Raw genomic sequence first — 16,553 nt, forward strand, 5'->3', positions numbered from 1 at the left:
AAAATGAAAATCAGCGAAATAGTAGAGTCAGAAAATGGCTCCAAGAAATATTTGCTATCAGCAAGTGACTCAGATTTAAGAAAAAGCGTTGAATCGACTTTCTTTATGCATACAGATCAACATTTGCCTTATCTCTGCATATCCAGCCAATACGGTTGTGCGGTTGGTTGCGTGTTTTGTGAAACAGGCAGACAACAGCCGTTGGGAAATATGACAACAGAACAAATAGTACAGCAAGTCTTGTTATGTCATGAACATTTATTGCATTCAGGAGCATTGGGTGACAGCCAAAGACTTAATACGATATTGTTTGCAGGAATGGGTGAGCCAATGTTGAATCTGAAAGAGATCAGCGGGGCAATAACTGAGTTCAAAAAACAAACATTGGCAAATAGGGTTACCCTGACAACAGTGGGTATTCGCCACGCTGGAGATAAAATTTATGAGCTTCCGCTTGATATGATTTCCATTTCTCTTCATGCCACCACAGACGAACAGCGTGACATGCTCATTCCATCAAAAGCAAAATTTGGTATCAAAGACCTTCTTAACCATTTTTCAACATATCATCACCATACAGGTGTACCTGTTATCGTCAATTATCTGATGATAGAGGGAATCAATGATTCCCAAGAGGATTTGGCACGGTTAAAAGATTTGGTGGATAAAGACACATTCATTATCAAGTTAAAGTACTTGAATGAAGTGAGTGATATCAATGGCATAACATTGAATCCTTCAGAAAATATGCCGTTTTTTGCCCAATCACTTACCGAAGCCGGTTTTCGATGTATATCAGATAAAAGTGATGGAACAGAAATTTGGGGAGGTTGTGGACAATTAAAATCTCAAGTCAGGGATATTCGCAGTAAGTACCGAATTATGTAATATGTCACTATTACGTCATCATTTGGCTCGTGCGATGGATGCTCCACAAGACATCCATCGCAGATATTCTTTATTTTATTCCCATCCATACAGTCCAAAAATCTTTCTCAACGATATCCGTATTATTACCCAGCGATTTTTCAATATGCTTGATTAGATAAGCTATCTCTTCATCACTTAATTCATGCAATATAGAGCGCCCTTTACGCGCCTGAAGCTCTACGGCTAATTGTGAAAAACTCTTATAGACAGTCTTCTTTTCCAGAAGAGAAAATGCCTTAACTTGTTTAAAACCAACGGATTGTAAGCCATCAATCACTTCAATATTGTCTGGCCTGCGTTGATTTTCAAAATTCATCAGGTGAGGATAGACGTCGAAGATATAACCACGAATATGTTCAGGCGATCCAGGAAATTGGATATCTTGCAAGGTTCTATCCTGCAAGAGATATACTCCGCCAGAACGCAATAATCGATGAGCTTCAGCAAAACAAGAGATTCTATTTTCTCGACGGATATGGTGGATCAGCGCTCTTTCAAAGACAATATCCTGGCTACTATCAGGTAAGCCAGTGCAAAGAGCATCACCTTGTTTGATAACGATATTTGGCAAACCTTGGGTATTTTCCGCTGCATCAGCTAACATCTGTTGGGAAAAATCAACGCAAGTGACTTTTTTAGCGCCCATTTTCCGCCAGGCCAGAGAATAAATACCACCACCACAACCAATATCCGCGATTTCCTTATCACATGGATCGACCAACTTCTGCATTAAATCGAACCATTCTTGTTGAGCCTCACGACCAAAATAAGTATGTTTATTTTCTGGTGCGTTAAAGTTGATTGGCATAATCGTGACCTCTTACGGTTGTTTTAAAATCACTTTTGTAACGTATCAATTGGTGATAGGGATTACCCCCAAAGAAACACCTAATCCCATTAAAATAATGCCAATGATACGATTAAGTACGGTTTGCTTTTCTAACATTGTGGCTCTGAGTTTATGGTGAGAGAAGAAAACAGCCACGCCAATAAACCAGATAAGGTGCATAAGAGACATAAAGATCCCATAACCAATTTGTAATCCAATACCAGTCGATGGTGAAACAATTTGAGTAAATATACTGACAACAAAAAGTGTTGTTTTTGGATTTAATACATTAGTTAGAAAACCTGTCCTAAAAGATGCCATTGAAGCAGTTTTGTTTGAGTTAATATCAACACCAACTGCCGTTTTTGAGATAAGTGTTTTGTAGCCGATATAGATCAGGTAAGCCGCTCCAGCCATTTTTATAGCAAGCAATATATTGGGGGAATGAGCAATCAAAATACCAATACCCAGAATGGAATAAGTAACATGAACCAAGACACCTGACGCTATCCCGAAAGCCGCCACTATACCTGCCCATCGGCCATAAAGATAACTGTTACGAGTAATCATCGCAAAATCAGCGCCAGGGCTGATAACAGCAAGAATAGTAATAACGGCTACAGCAATTAACTCTGTCATTATGTCCTCTGATCATCATTTATCACATTTTACTGACTTATTTTCTTTATTTTTTGGCCAAAGAATAACGATTAATTTACGCTAGAATGATTGAGAAAAAATCAACGATAATGCGCAACACCGCTCAAAAGGACAGCAATGAAAAATCTTCCCTCATTAAATGCACTACGAGTATTTGAAACAGCAGCCCGTTACCAAAGTTTAGTTAAAGCATCGGAAGAATTATTCGTCACTCAGGGGGCGGTAAGCCGTCAAATCCGACAATTAGAAGCTACTTTGGGAGTAATCTTGTTTGAACGGAGAAATAGGGGGATCTTCTTGACAACGGCAGGTGAAAAACTCAAACAAGCCTGCCAACAAGCATTTGGATTACTGACATTGACAATTGATGGGCTTCAACAATCTTCACAATTAACACCATTAGTTGTTTCATGTGAACCCACGATTATGATGAAGTGGCTCATTCCAAAGCTAATAGCGTTTAAAGCAAATCATCCTGATATCGAAATTCATTTAGTCTCTGGGGGTGGAAATATCGATTTTTCACGCAATTCAGTGAATTTGGCTATTCGCCGCAATGATTTTCTTTGGGATAAACGTTATGTTGCTGAACAGTTGGGAAGGGAATGGATAGGCCCGATTTGTTTACCTAACGCAGAAGATCATGTTACCACACACCAGCCACTTACCTTATTACATACCCGTACTCGTCCTGAAGCATGGAATGACTGGATGTCAGAAATTAAGCAAATTATCCCAAAACAGAATGAACTCTGGTTTGAACACTTTTATATTTTATTAGAAGCAGTGATGGCTGGACATGGCGTTGGAATAAGCTCTATATATATGATTGAACAAGAATTGAGTGATAGGAGAATAAGTGCACCTTATGGCTTCATTCCAGATGGTTCTGCTTATTATTTGATATCACCTGAAATTTTCGAGGTTAATACACCACAAGCTATTTTTCTTGCATGGTTGAAAAAAACATTCCATGAAACCCAAATTCGACTTACTGATTTTTGCCGTCATTAATCGCCTGCTGGCAGTTATTATTCTGTGAAGGTGTTTACTATCTTTAATAGCAGTTAATGACGTTAATTAGGTGACGGTGTCACTAATATATCTTTCAGTGTTAGTCCAATTGCTACGATAAAACAGCTTCCCAGTAACATCACCGTTACTTCAGTGCCATATTGTGTTAGCAACATAGTAGCGACAGGAAGTAAAGACAAAATGGTTAGATTATTCAAACTTTCTGAGATAGCCAGTATTTGACCTTTATCCTGCTTTGCACGACTTGCAAGAATCGAAGTGCTTATCGGAGCAGCAAGTCCAAGTGCATATCCCCATAATATCAGACAAGCCAAACTAAAAATCAAAAACAGGGGAAATAACATAAATGCAGTACTGGTGATGAAAACTAAAATTATGGCTAACAAAAGAGCACATTCATCTCTGATAATCAGGTGCTTCACGATATTTACGGATAGATTACCCAAACCAAGCCCGATGCCAAATACAGAAACAGAAATACCGACAGCTCCTGTTCCCATCACGTAATGATGCCTTAAAACCTCTCCGGCTAATATAAAGGCAGATACTGCTGTACCATTCCAAAGCCCTTTCGCGATAAGGAAGTATATTAAATTTCTTTGGCATCCAATTTGAAACATTGTCTTTTTATGAACTGTTTTTAGGGTGTCAATCTGGTTTGGAATGTATTTTCTTCTCAAAACTTTTTTACTTAAAACATAGAGCAACAAACAACCTACCGCACTCACTAAAAATGGCACTTGCCAGTCAAATAACTCTGTCAAGACACCGGCAAAAATAGGACCTCCTACAATTCCAGCTGTCATACCAAGCATAACAATGCCCATTGCCGATGCCTGTTTATGGGATGGGAAAAGTTCTGCGATCAGCGCAAATATGGTCGGAATTAAAGCGGCTGAAGCAATGCCACCCAGAATACGTAACCCCATTGCAATCTCCAAGTTGGGAGCTATCGTTAATGCTAATCCATCAAGGAATAGAAACAGTAATGATACCAACAATAATTTGCGTCGATTTATCCGATCAGATAACCAACCGAAAATTGGTGCTGCAAGTGCGTAGGCGAGGGCATAACAAGATATCAGCCAAGTGGCCTTGTCTGTTGTTGTCCTAAATGCATCGGCCAAGGGTTTTAGCATGGGGGATAACATAAATTCTGTCGCACCAATGAAAAATACAATAAGTGAAAATATAAGTAGCATCATAGATAGAACAGTACGTGGTGGCATAGTTAAGCCTCCTTCAATATAAGAAATGGGATTGGTAACAGTAGAATTATTTGATGAAAAAAGAACGAGAAATAGGGGAAGTTAGTACGATGATATTAAATAACATACTAGGGATTATTATATATGGCAATTGATCGACTTTACCAAGACAGTGACTTAGCCCAGTTTTATGATTTCGATAACGAATGGGGATCAGATTACGATTATTATGTTGAACTTGCTAAAAATGCTCATGCCATTTTAGATCTGGGCTGTGGCACTGGAACACTCACGAATAAAATTGCCCTCACTTATCCCGATAAAGTGGTATTTGGCTGTGATATTGCTAGCTCCATGTTGGATATCGCTAAATCAAAATCAGCAGGAGCACGAATCACTTGGGTACAATCCGATGCTAAGCAGTTGGCATTATTTCAGAAATTTGACTTAATCATTTTATCCGGTCACGTTTTTCAAGTGTTCTTAACTCATCAAGAGCGAGTTACCGTGCTTAAACGGATTTATGAACACTTGGCAGAAGGAGGACAATGTATCTTTGACAGCCGTAATCCTTTAGCAAAAGAGTGGTTGACTTGGACAATAGCAGATTCTAAACGTGAGTTTATCCATCCAACATTCGGCCCTGTTTTGGCATGGAATGATTTTCGAGTTCACAATACTACTGTGACTTACGGCACTTACTATCAAATTTTAAATAACAAGCAGGAATACCAGGCATTTTCAGCAATTACATTTGCCAGTTTTGCTGAGATCCAGCAAGCATTGGCTGACGCGAATTTAATTGCGACAAATGTATTCGGTAACTGGCAAGGAGAAACTTATCATGATCAGTCAGAAGAAATGATTTTTATCGTAAGCAAGAATAAATGAGACGATAAAAGAAAACTCACTGCCAGCCCTTGCCAGCAGTGAGTTATTTACATTTTACTTCGTCGTAGTTGCTTCAATATCAAGTACATTAATCGGGCCAGCATTTCCTGCCATATCTTCACCATATGCGCAAACACGCCATGGTGCTTCAGATTTTGCTAACATTGTTAGCCTCCAGGGATAGCTATAACCTGTTTTATCGTCACAATTTGTTGTTGCTTTAGACCCATATTTAATTTGTACACTTGAGATATCATACGGGCGAGTGTTAACGGTTATACGCCAAACATCCCCATAATCATCCTTATTTAACACGGGCTTAATTGATGGGGGAGTATTATCAATTTCTCGCAACATAACAGAAGCATCTTTTGTCTTTTGCCATTGTCCATCATTATCCTGGTGAATAACACAGAGTTTATAGATACCTTCTTTATTAGGAAGCAGCATGTTTTGCAGCGGGCTTTGGTTTGCAGGAATAGAAGCACTGTATCCTGCTTCAGCAGAACAATCGATATCACTGATTAATCCTGTTTTATATCGAATATTCTTAACGTTAACATTTTCCTTGATAACGATGTCCCATTTTGCTTTCTCGCCGTCAACAGGATTAACGCTCTGAGTTATCCAACGTGACCAAAGAGGACTTCTTTCCAGAATATTACCGCTGTTATTTTCCAATTTAGACAGATCTAATTTGTTATCCCTGGTCAACGCATTGGCAATACTATCGACAGGGATAAAATAGCTGGCGCCTTCTGTTGGAATGCCTGTATTGTTTTCGATAGTACAAGGCCTGCCAAGGCCACAACCGGTCATTCCTGGTGTTACGGTTGTATTCAGCACACCAATCACGTCTGTTTTATCGTTTTCGAAAACAGGGGAACCAGACGTTCCACCAGCGACTCCATCACAATTCACGGAGAAAACCGGAGTCCAAATCCATGGAGAGCCACCCTCATATAAAACGGGTGATTTTCCGGTGATGTTACACTCAGATTTTCTGAGATAAGCGTAATTGTAATCAACGTTATCGACAGGAATATGAGTCAACACAATAGGTTGATGTTTCATATCTAGGTTTTTTTTCAACTTCAAAGGATGATAGCCTTTTTTCGCTAAATCACTATAAGTTGCATCCAATTGTAATACCGCAATATCTTCGTATTTCATCGTTGAATATAAAATACGGTTGACTTTTATTGGTGATAACTCTTCTTTCTTATCAATGAAATAGTCTGGTGTATATCGCCAAAATTCAGGTGCAGGTTGATCAACGATGACATCATTTGTACCTACATTGCTATCTACACAGTGCCCTGCGGTAAGTATCAAAGCTGGTGTATCCTCATTCGGTACATTTTCACCAGAAATCAAGGTTGCAGTACAGTGTGAGGTTCCATTGAATTTACCAACAGTTCTAAATTTTTCAGCGCCAGGATCGGTTGATTTCATCAATGGAGCACCATTATTATTTAAAGCTAAAGAACTTGTTGCAACGGAAAATAAACTGATTAATAAGATTTTACGATAAGCCACAATTTTCCTCCTTTGGATCGATTTAATGACTCAAATACATTATCTAATTTAATCATTCTTTGGTGCTACCAAGGTGATTTGTGCCAAAGTGGATACAAAGACCTAAAAATATCGAGGAATAAAAAAACTCACTACCAGCCCTCGCCAGCAGTGAGTTTCTGCTATCAAAATGCAATTTTTATTAACTAGAATTTCCAGTTGGCATTCAGGAATACCCCATTATCCTTATGGCTGTCCGATAAAACACCGTTATACCCCAGTGACAGTTTAGTATTTTTACTAGTTTCCAATTCCGTACCTACCTTGATTACAGTAGCATCACGCGCGGCTGAAACACTGTTGACAGTAAAGGTGGCATCACTATTGTTAAAACTTAATTTAGTGCCTTGATTTACCTTACCAAACCGATGTTGCCAACCCAATTCACCATATGCTGCTACAGTGATTTCATTTTCGGATTGCCATTTTTGATCGACACGTAAACCTAGTGTGGAGAAGGTTGCATTTTTCGATTGTTTCTTACCGTTCAATGCAGCGGCACCGCCATGTTCATTAATACCCTCATTGCGGAAATTAACATAAGACAGATTAGCGAATGGCTCCAGATTCAGCCAGGAAGTATTTATTTCGTAAGCTGCTTCAGTAAACAATTGACCGGTTTGAGCACCATATTTTGCTTTCAGATTGTCTGATTGACGACCAAAAGCAACTGAGCGTTTGGTATCAAAACGATGCCAACTGTAAGTAGCGCCGGCACGTAATGCCAAAGCATCAATCTGTTTACTACCGTATAGCGCCAAATGGAAATTGTTACTACGTGCTGAAGTGTGATATCCACCGTTCAAAGAAGAGCGGGTATATCCGGTAGCGATACCGAGTCGCCAATCATCACTTAACTCTTTATCTGCTCCTAATAACACACCATAGTTAGATACACGATAACCATTGACTTCACTGTTACCATTAGCACGTTGCCAGTTACCTATTACTTGTCCCCAAGCGCCGTTTTTATTTACTTTGATATTCTGTTCGATAGTTCCACCATTAGCCTGACGCAAACGGGTATTCAGCGTATCGCGCAGATAGCGGCTATTATTGATTTGTGCCGCAGCAATATCAGCATGGATCTGGCCGGAAGAAAGTTGTTGAAATGCTTGGCGAGCTTGTGCCGCTGTATCAAACATCAAGATACTTTCATAAACGGGATGCCCCAAACTCAGCTTATCAGCGGCATTAGCTACAGCACGTTCATTAGCAGTTACTCCTAAACTAGCAAATGTGGTGGAATTACGTTTTATATCCAACATTACCCGATTAGATTGAGAACTGGACGGGTAACTAAGTTCAGTACCAATAAACAAATAGTTTGGCTCTACAGTTGCAAATTTGCCGTTGATTCCCCCGGTTGCTTGCAGAATATTATATTGCTGCCCAAGCAAACTACGAACCTCTTGCTTCGATAACAAATTGTTACTATTTTCCAGAGTGACTTGCACTTCACCGCCTTTCAGCATAGCCGAACCATTGCTAATAATGCGATCACTATATCCCTGGCTATTTGGCGCCACTTTTACCAGATAACGTGAACCAGCTTGGAACGTCACATTACGATCAACGTTCAACGTACCACTGGAACTGACAGCGTTAGAACTAAAGCTGCTTGGTGCAATACTGGCACCAGAGTTGGCTATGATTGAACCGACAGTACCATCACCGCCAAGAATTGCGTTATCTTGCACAGTAACGTCTGAAGTTATGGAGCCGCTAACCAATAAATGACCTTGTTCAACCAAAGTTGGCCCTTTATAAGTGCTATTTTTACCGGCCAACTCAAGTATACCGTTACCGGTTTTTGTCAACCCACCATGACCGGAGATATCATTTCCCCAGCTGTCATAAGCACATTCAATACTATTACAGATTCGTTCTACAGTAGTGCCTTTCTCAACTATGCCACCAATACCTGGAATATTGGCAATAAATTGAGTTTCAGAATAAGAACCAGGAATATAGTATTTCTTCGGAATATCCTTTTCGGTAATAAACATCTTAGGACCATCAATAGCATCTTTCAGATTCAACATTCCCCAACCATACATATCATCCAAACCCGGTTTACCTAAATCGGTTGCCGTGGTTTTAAGGACATCTGCGATTTGCCCAGCAGTCATATAAGGGAATCGTTGCATCAAAACGGCAGCGGCTCCAGCCACATGCGGTGATGCCATTGATGTACCTGTGTAGGCATCATGGGTAGGATCTATCGTCAACTCACCATTTTGGAAAGCCTCTTCGTCGATTTTTCCATTCACGTTAGAAACGAATTTTCCCGTACTACTGTAAATTTTTGTGCCCGGTGCCGACAAACAATAGCTGGTGGTATAACCACAACGGGTTGATGAAACGTTAATCTCGTTTTCCCTGGTTAGGTTGGCAACACTGAGATAATTTTTCAATGCGTCAGGAAAGAAATAGGGCATACCCGCATGTAACCAAGTGACGTTATAGTTATTCGCATTCCCCGCTGCAAAAACAACTAATTTGCCTTGACGCGCTGCCCGCAATAGACCCGCAGTTTTCGTCGTATAGTCGTCCAGTTCTGGAATTGGGGAACGGCTTAGCCTATCCAAATCATCTTTAATTGGTGTGACATAATTAATGAGATCTTGCAGTGTGACTGGGTAATACTTAACAGTCCCATTTTCCCATCTCTTAGGCTTACCATTTTCATCAGTTTCATAAGAGGGACGAACGCCCCAGCTGTTATTAATGACACGTGCGTTGCTTTGGATCATGGCTTCTGTACGGTTATACGGGTTTTGTAAATATTTCCCAGTAATCAAACCTGCATCAAATGCCACACCATGCATTTCCTTGCCGTCCCGGTTTGCTGCAATGATCCCAGAAACATGGTTACCGTGAGCTCCAAAACTGATAATCCCTGTGTAGGGGTCTTTATCGTAGTTCCAAGTATCGTTTGGGCTCAAAATTTTCAGTTTTCCGGCAAATTGAGGATGGTTGGTAACAGCTTCATCCAATACACCAACATCAATGCCTTTACCCGTGTAACCACGAGCATAGGCATAATGGGCACCAATAGCAGCCAATCCCCACTGATGATTAAATTCATCTGATAACCAGCTATCCGGTGAGTTTTTCTTACCCTGTTCCTGATATTCAGTAGCAGCTATTGAAGTGTTAATAGGTAATACCCCAAAAAATAATGTCATCCACAAAAAAATCGGTCGTGCCGAATTGTTTTTTTTCATAATAGAAGTTCCATTTTTCAAAAATTGGCAAAATTGGCAACTTTCAATTTGCTGTTTTTCAAATTGCTCATTGAAAAGTTATTATTAATGAAACTGATGACGATGATTGAAATGCAATAAGTAAGCTATGGTGAGATTGACCTATATTTGATTAGCTACAGAGCAATGCAGACCATAAATATTCTCTGCCTACAAGTTGCTATAGCATAATAATAAGACTAAAAATGCAAGTGAAAAAATTAACTTTATTATAACTATTTTATAACAATAAAAAGATCATACACATAGTATCATCCTTCTTAAATCTTCTTTAAAATGGCATGGTTTTGGCATAATGTTAATTTATTGATTGTATATTGTTAATTATTTGTGTTACGTGTATGTGATCACCACTTGCGATACTAACTTGAGTGATGATTTATTAAATGACTGTTTCTATCAAGGTGTTTATAAAATTTTTCTAAATTTAATTGCTTTCGTTTTAATAATGATTATTGGTTTTTTACTCTATTTGGAGTAGATAATTTATTTTTGAAAATAAATTATCCTGTGTGAATAAATTGTTATTTAATATAAATTAAATATTTTTTAAAAAACCATAACAAATAATCATAACCGAATGCGAATGACTCATCATCTTTTTACATAAACAATTAATCGTAAATGTCTTTCTAAATCAGTGACCATTGATGTGTAATCGAAACTAGTTTCCTGTCCATTGACATTTAATTCCCGTATTCCATTACAAGGTTCATAGATTTCATGTCTATGCCACATATCACAAAAATCCGGTGATATTTTAATCAGCTTATTCACAATCTCTTGAATATAACTGTCTTTAGCGGCAAGAGCATAATCACGCCTAAAGCTAGCGAGTAGACGACGTCCAAGATGCGGTTCTATCTATTTGGCTCGAAGCTTCTATCAAAGCTCATAATTTTGTGGCGGCTGAATTCTGATAGTTTGGCCGCGGTTTTTGTATCGCCAGATAAACAGGAGCAGGGAATTGGTAAGGCATTAGTGAATGATGCTAAAAATCGAAGAACTGAACTCACGTTATCGGTCTATTACGGGCTGTGATAAAAAAGAGAAAAATGGATTTAAATAAGGGAGCCACATACTCTCGGCTAAAATTTTTGAGCCGAGAGTATGCATAAGGGACTGAATATTGTTTATCTACATACCATACAGATAATTTCTGCTTTCTTCGCCAACATCTTCACGAACTTGCTTCAGTGCCTTAGCATAAGATTTAAGTAGTTTCAGTGTATAGTTAACACGGCTTTCAAACTCCTCATTGTTGCAAATGAGATCTTTTAAAATCAAACTTTCACCCTGACGGAAGATTAAATGATCAGGCAAGAAACAAACATGATTATTTTTAAAACCCGTCATCCGTAATTCACAAAGAGGATAAACACCGTTAATTCCACTTGATACACTCACCAATAATGCTGGTTTATGACCTAATTCTGCTATAGAACAATGTAATAAAAGGTTCTTCAACGCCGGAGTTGACATTCCATGCCATTCTGGAGTGACAAAGATAAATGCTTCACTTTCTCTTAAATGTTGTGCGATCGGCTGCCAGGGATGAGATTCTGCTGATATATCTGTTGTAAAACCATCATGCAATGGTAATTCTACACTGGAGAGATCCAGGATCTCTATTTTAGTAAACCCATACTCACTACTTAATTTTTGTAAATAACACGCTACACGTTGGCTGAAAGAGTTTGGGCGTTGACTACCTGAAATTATAGTAAGTTTCATTGATTTTCCTGTCATTCTGTAATAGCTAATCAAACTGTAGGATTATCGGTTTTTTCTATCTGATTTCGAGGAATCGAAAACCAAACAGCGATAATAATCGTGCATGCACCTAACATTTGTGGCAAGGAAAATGTTTGCTTTAGAAACAAATATCCTAAAATACAAGCAGATAGTGCACTAAGGAATCCCAAAAACGAGATTGTCACAACGGGTAACTTTTCAATTCCTCGGAACCAAATAATATAAGAAAACACCGCACCAATTATACATAAATAGCTATAGCCGAAAATATTGGTTACAGTAAGGTGTTGTGGTAAACCTTCTATAGAAATAGCAACAGGCAATAACATTAACCCTCCAAGAGTTAATTGCCAGCCGGTAAAACTGAGTAATGATAAATTGGTGGGGCGGTTCCAATATTTAGTAAGCACAACCCCTAAAGCCATACAACTGCACCCCGCGAACCCCGTAATAACGCCTTGCCAATTTAAGCTACTGGCTGAGTTTAATACTAATAAGCCAATCCCGACAACGCCCAATATTGCCGAAATAATATGTTTGATTGTGAGAGAAGTTTTCAATATGTAAGTACTTAACAAGATAACAATTATGGGTTGGCAAGCCATGATTAATGATGCCGTACCACCAGGTAGATATCCTGCCGTAACAAAGAGAAAATAGAAGAAGGCACCGATATTGAGCAAGCTCAATACCATAATACGTAACCACCAAATTCCTTTGGGCATAGTACGACAAATCAACAGTAATAATATACCAGCAGGTAATGCTCTAATAGTAGAAGCTAGCAAAGGCATATTGGGTGGTAATACTTCTGTCGTAATAATGTAAGTACTTCCCCAAACAATTGGTGCTAATGCAGTCAATAACATATTATGGATAGATCTAATTTCTAGCATGCTGTTGTCCTTCTGATTTGTTCGTTTTTTGTTCTTAACATCACTTTTTTTAGTACTCCTTTTTAGTGCTTACTACCTAAAAAAATCATCAACAAAAGTATCTTTATGTAAAGATAAATTAAAATAATAGCCTAATTGATTTTTATCAAGTATCTTTTTGTCGAAATAAAATGAATAGGGAAAAAGCATGAAGTACGATCACGTTGACCGATTACTGAGACAGTGGGAACAGCAGCGCCCAGATCTTGATCCGTCGTCGATAAGCGTTATTGGGCGGTTATGTCGCATTCACAAAATTATTGAACAACGCTTGCAACATGCTTTCAAAGAACACAGCCTAAGTCTCATTGAATTTGATATTCTTGCGACATTGCGTCGTAATAACATACCAATTACACCTACTGAGCTATATCAATCCGTTATGTTAACTTCTGGCGCAATGAGCACGCGTATTGAGCATATGGTACAACGGGGATTGATTGGGCGTATTGCTAACGAAGAAGACCGACGTAGTTGCAAAATTTTTCTGACTCCAGAAGGAAGGGCATTGATAGACAAAGCAGTGGAAAGCCATTTGGAGAACCAAACTGCGATTCTCAAGCCATTGACAAAAACCCAACAAGAACAACTGGCAACACTGCTACGACATTGGTTGCTGGAGAATGAGTCAGAGAGTTTTTAAGAACGAAGTTTTCAGACAAATTGAAAGTAGCTTTCCATAAAGATATCAATATCTTTACTTAAAGATTTTTTCCAAAACACTCGCCCTGATTTATCCCAGGGCGAGGTAGAGTTAAGAATAAAGAATATTAGAACTTAACATTAATTCTTGCCCAGTAAGTACGTCCAGGCTCATTTACTGCTGTATTGCCGGAATAACCAAAGCCCTGATTGCCCGCTAGGTTAAGGTGTTCGCTATAAGCTTTATCAAAAATATTGTCAACACCAGCACTAACTTGAATGTTTTTGGTCACCTGATAGGCTGCATTTGCAGATAAGATGGCGAATTCTTTGCTACGATCAAAGTCTTTGCCGACAACGTTACCTTCATTGATTGCCACTCGGTGCTGGCTATTTACCAAACGCAACAAACCACTGCTAGTCCAGTCACCATATTCCCAAGTCAGGCCGAGACGCGCTTCCAAAGGTGGGATTTGTGGTAATGGACGATGATGAGTGGTATTTTGCGCCCAGGAATACGCCAGGCTGGCATCAGTTTTCCAATTTTCGTTAAAATTATAAGAAACTCCCGTTTCTCCACCCATAATGGTGGCATCCACGTTACCAGCCACCACATTCTTGTTATGGTAATCGAACAAGATAAAGTCATTCACTTTACCTATATACGCTGATATCCAACCTTTCAGTCGGTTATCATTATATTGTGCACCGATATCCAATTGGGTTGTTTTTTCAGACTTGATATTAGTGAAAGCATTGCTGCCTGATTTACCCGAAACCAGCTCCCAGTAATCAGGAAAACGCTCGGTATAACCCAGGCCGACATAGAGCATCACCGGAGATTCTTTCAGGTTATGTTCAAACCGAATAAAGCCAGCAGGTAGGGTCTCTTTACGTTCTTGTTGAGTCGTATATTTATACGCTGTTGCACGATCTAATCGCACACCACCGATAACTTTATTCTGTGTAGTTGCATCCCAGGTTAATTCACCAAAAATACCGTAATCACGGAAGCGGACATTTTTCATCCAGCCATTTCTTTCAGCTTCAGCCATCATGCGATCGGTATTGGTACGGTGAATATTAGTTTGCATATCCACACCGCTCTGTAACTTGAAATCTTCCCACACCCAAGTTCCCATCATACGGCCACCCATTGTCAGGCGGTCAGGTTCTGAGGCCATTTTCATTTTTGAATGACGCATGGAATAGTTATCCATCACATGGTCGGTGTAGTTGTAATAAAAATTGGATTCGAATTTGTCAAACACTTCGCCAATGTTGGATTTCTCAAAACGCACACCAAAACTTTTGCGCTTAAATTGAGTACCATCCATATTTCGCGTGGCGTAACGTGCTTCACCATCGCCGTGTCCAGCGCTTAACTCCAGTAACGTATTTTCATCAGGTGTCCAACCTAAGGCGACATCGGTATTCCATTTATCCCAGCGGGAAGGAACGTGATTGCCATCACCATCTTTATAATCATTGGAGCGGGATTTATTACCGATCAAACGGATATATCCTAGTTCATTGCCAATACTGAGATCAGCGTTACCATCCCAACGACTATTAGAGCCAATAACTGTGCTGACATTACCTTGAGCACCAAATTGTTCAAACTGAGGGCGAATACGCTCGAAACGGATCGTTCCCGCTGAATTACCTGGCCCCCAAAGTACAGTTTGTGGACCTTTAACTAAACTCAAAACATCAAAACTTTCTGGTGAAATATAAGAACTTGGCGCATCCATACGTCCACCGCAAGAACCCAAGATTTCACTGTCATCAATTAACATTCTCAGGCGAGAACCAAACATGCCACGGAATACAGGATCACCGTTAGTGCCACCGTTACGGATCTGTGAAAACCCTGGAATGGTTTTCAGGTAATCAGAACCATCACTAGCAGGTATTGGTTGACGAGGTACTTTTAGTGAAGAAACGACCTCAAGTGGTGAAACTGCCGGTGCAGTTACCGTTATCACAGTTTCATTATCGTGCTCATGAGTAATGTGTTTTCCTTCTGTTTCTTTGGTATTGGCAGCCCAGCCACTGCTTGGCATTGTGAGTGCGATAGTCAAAGCTGCTGTCAGAGGTGATATACGAAATAATTGCGTAATAAACATAAAAAATCCCTTAATTAGTAACATTGCCATACAAATTGCGTAAGGCAAGGAAAATAAAATGGTTTATTTCAAGCAGACCGACTAAATAAGGGGTGGGGCGCGTGGTTGTGATTCGCCATAAAACAGCCGAATAACAGGGCCAAAGAAACGCAATATTGGTGGTGTCCTGAACACAATGAGTGTCAGCAAAATGAAAGGAATAAAACCACCAGCTAATAATGGCAGATTAATCAGAAGTTGACAGTAACCACAAGCGATATCGTCCATTAAGCCCATATGGACATGATCTACACCATGATGATTCATCGTGTGTGTCGATGGCATATCAGACACAAACACACAATGATTTATTTCACTTTTTATTTCTTCACGGTGGTGCTCCAGTGTTTTTGATACCACCGGTGCAATGAACAACATCAAAATCGCCAGTAAGGCGATGATAGCAGGTGTTCGGTTTTGTGAGAGGCGAAAAAGCGATAACAAGCTAATGATCCGGATCAATTTCTACGATTGAGGGCTAATCTTACTGCATTTGGGATGGGATTGTTAAAATATTTTAGGATCTTGTATCAGTCACCAGCGTTCCAGTGCATCGTAATTTCACTAGAACTGTGAGTTTCACTTTTGTGAGTGAACTCATCATTAATGATTCGATAATTGAGGTTTAACTTGAGTATAGTTTCATTGCAATC

At 39.4% G+C, this 16,553-nt stretch carries 13 protein-coding genes; 4 read left to right on the forward strand and 9 right to left on the reverse strand.

Annotation, left to right across the window (positions count from 1 at the left end; all coding sequences use genetic code 11):
- Positions 1-3: 3 nt before the first annotated feature.
- The gene (locus WDV74_RS08675) at positions 4-888 is read left to right on the forward strand and encodes a radical SAM protein (RefSeq protein ID WP_338882290.1); all 885 of its coding nucleotides are present in this window, start codon (positions 4-6) and stop codon (positions 886-888) included.
- 70 nt (positions 889-958) lie between these two features.
- Here the strand turns inward: WDV74_RS08675 and WDV74_RS08680 are convergent, their stop codons facing one another.
- Both WDV74_RS08680 and WDV74_RS08685 read right to left on the reverse strand, forming a co-directional pair.
- On the reverse strand, positions 959-1,738 hold the full coding sequence (locus WDV74_RS08680; RefSeq protein WP_338882291.1) for a class I SAM-dependent methyltransferase: 780 nt from the start codon (positions 1,736-1,738) through the stop codon (positions 959-961).
- Positions 1,739-1,783: 45 nt separating this feature from the next.
- Positions 1,784-2,398, reverse strand: a complete 615-nt coding sequence (locus tag WDV74_RS08685) for a LysE family translocator (RefSeq protein WP_338882292.1) — start codon at positions 2,396-2,398, stop codon at positions 1,784-1,786.
- A gap of 138 nt (positions 2,399-2,536) precedes the next feature.
- On the opposite strand from WDV74_RS08685, the gene WDV74_RS08690 reads away from it, so the two are divergent.
- Positions 2,537-3,433, forward strand: a complete 897-nt coding sequence (locus tag WDV74_RS08690; RefSeq protein ID WP_338882293.1) for a LysR family transcriptional regulator — start codon at positions 2,537-2,539, stop codon at positions 3,431-3,433.
- A 62-nt stretch (positions 3,434-3,495) separates the two neighbouring features.
- On the opposite strand, the gene WDV74_RS08695 is transcribed toward WDV74_RS08690, so the two are convergent.
- Complete coding sequence (locus WDV74_RS08695; protein WP_338882294.1) at positions 3,496-4,683, reverse strand: MFS transporter; 1,188 nt, start codon at positions 4,681-4,683, stop codon at positions 3,496-3,498.
- 123 nt (positions 4,684-4,806) lie between these two features.
- Here WDV74_RS08695 and WDV74_RS08700 point away from each other — a divergent pair, with 123 nt between their 5' ends.
- Positions 4,807-5,553, forward strand: a complete 747-nt coding sequence (locus tag WDV74_RS08700; RefSeq protein ID WP_338882295.1) for a class I SAM-dependent methyltransferase — start codon at positions 4,807-4,809, stop codon at positions 5,551-5,553.
- A 54-nt stretch (positions 5,554-5,607) separates the two neighbouring features.
- On the opposite strand, the gene WDV74_RS08705 is transcribed toward WDV74_RS08700, so the two are convergent.
- The 4 genes from WDV74_RS08705 to WDV74_RS08720 form a co-directional block, all read right to left on the reverse strand.
- On the reverse strand, positions 5,608-7,092 hold the full coding sequence (locus WDV74_RS08705; RefSeq protein ID WP_338882297.1) for a trypsin-like peptidase domain-containing protein: 1,485 nt from the start codon (positions 7,090-7,092) through the stop codon (positions 5,608-5,610).
- Positions 7,093-7,277: 185 nt separating this feature from the next.
- On the reverse strand, positions 7,278-10,361 hold the full coding sequence (locus tag WDV74_RS08710; RefSeq protein WP_338882298.1) for an autotransporter domain-containing protein: 3,084 nt from the start codon (positions 10,359-10,361) through the stop codon (positions 7,278-7,280).
- Between the two features lie 1,176 nt (positions 10,362-11,537).
- Positions 11,538-12,134 carry an NAD(P)H-dependent oxidoreductase gene (locus tag WDV74_RS08715; protein WP_338882300.1) on the reverse strand — a complete coding sequence of 199 codons (597 nt, stop codon included), beginning with the start codon at positions 12,132-12,134 and terminating at the stop codon, positions 11,538-11,540.
- A gap of 29 nt (positions 12,135-12,163) precedes the next feature.
- Positions 12,164-13,051, reverse strand: coding sequence for an EamA family transporter (locus WDV74_RS08720; protein WP_338882301.1), 888 nt, complete (start codon positions 13,049-13,051; stop codon positions 12,164-12,166).
- Between the two features lie 187 nt (positions 13,052-13,238).
- On the opposite strand from WDV74_RS08720, the gene WDV74_RS08725 reads away from it, so the two are divergent.
- A complete protein-coding gene (locus WDV74_RS08725; RefSeq protein WP_338882302.1) occupies positions 13,239-13,733 on the forward strand; it encodes a MarR family transcriptional regulator in 495 nt (164 codons plus the stop codon).
- 127 nt (positions 13,734-13,860) lie between these two features.
- On the opposite strand, the gene WDV74_RS08730 is transcribed toward WDV74_RS08725, so the two are convergent.
- Together WDV74_RS08730 and WDV74_RS08735 are read right to left on the reverse strand one after the other, a co-directional pair.
- Complete coding sequence (locus WDV74_RS08730; RefSeq protein ID WP_338882303.1) at positions 13,861-15,861, reverse strand: TonB-dependent copper receptor; 2,001 nt, start codon at positions 15,859-15,861, stop codon at positions 13,861-13,863.
- Between the two features lie 81 nt (positions 15,862-15,942).
- Positions 15,943-16,344 (reverse strand): DUF2946 domain-containing protein, encoded by a 402-nt coding sequence (locus WDV74_RS08735; RefSeq protein WP_338882304.1) that lies wholly within the window; start codon positions 16,342-16,344, stop codon positions 15,943-15,945.
- Positions 16,345-16,553 lie beyond the last annotated feature (209 nt).

It is taken from the genome of Xenorhabdus sp. TH1, from assembly GCF_037260955.1.
Lineage (GTDB): Bacteria > Pseudomonadota > Gammaproteobacteria > Enterobacterales > Enterobacteriaceae > Xenorhabdus > Xenorhabdus griffiniae.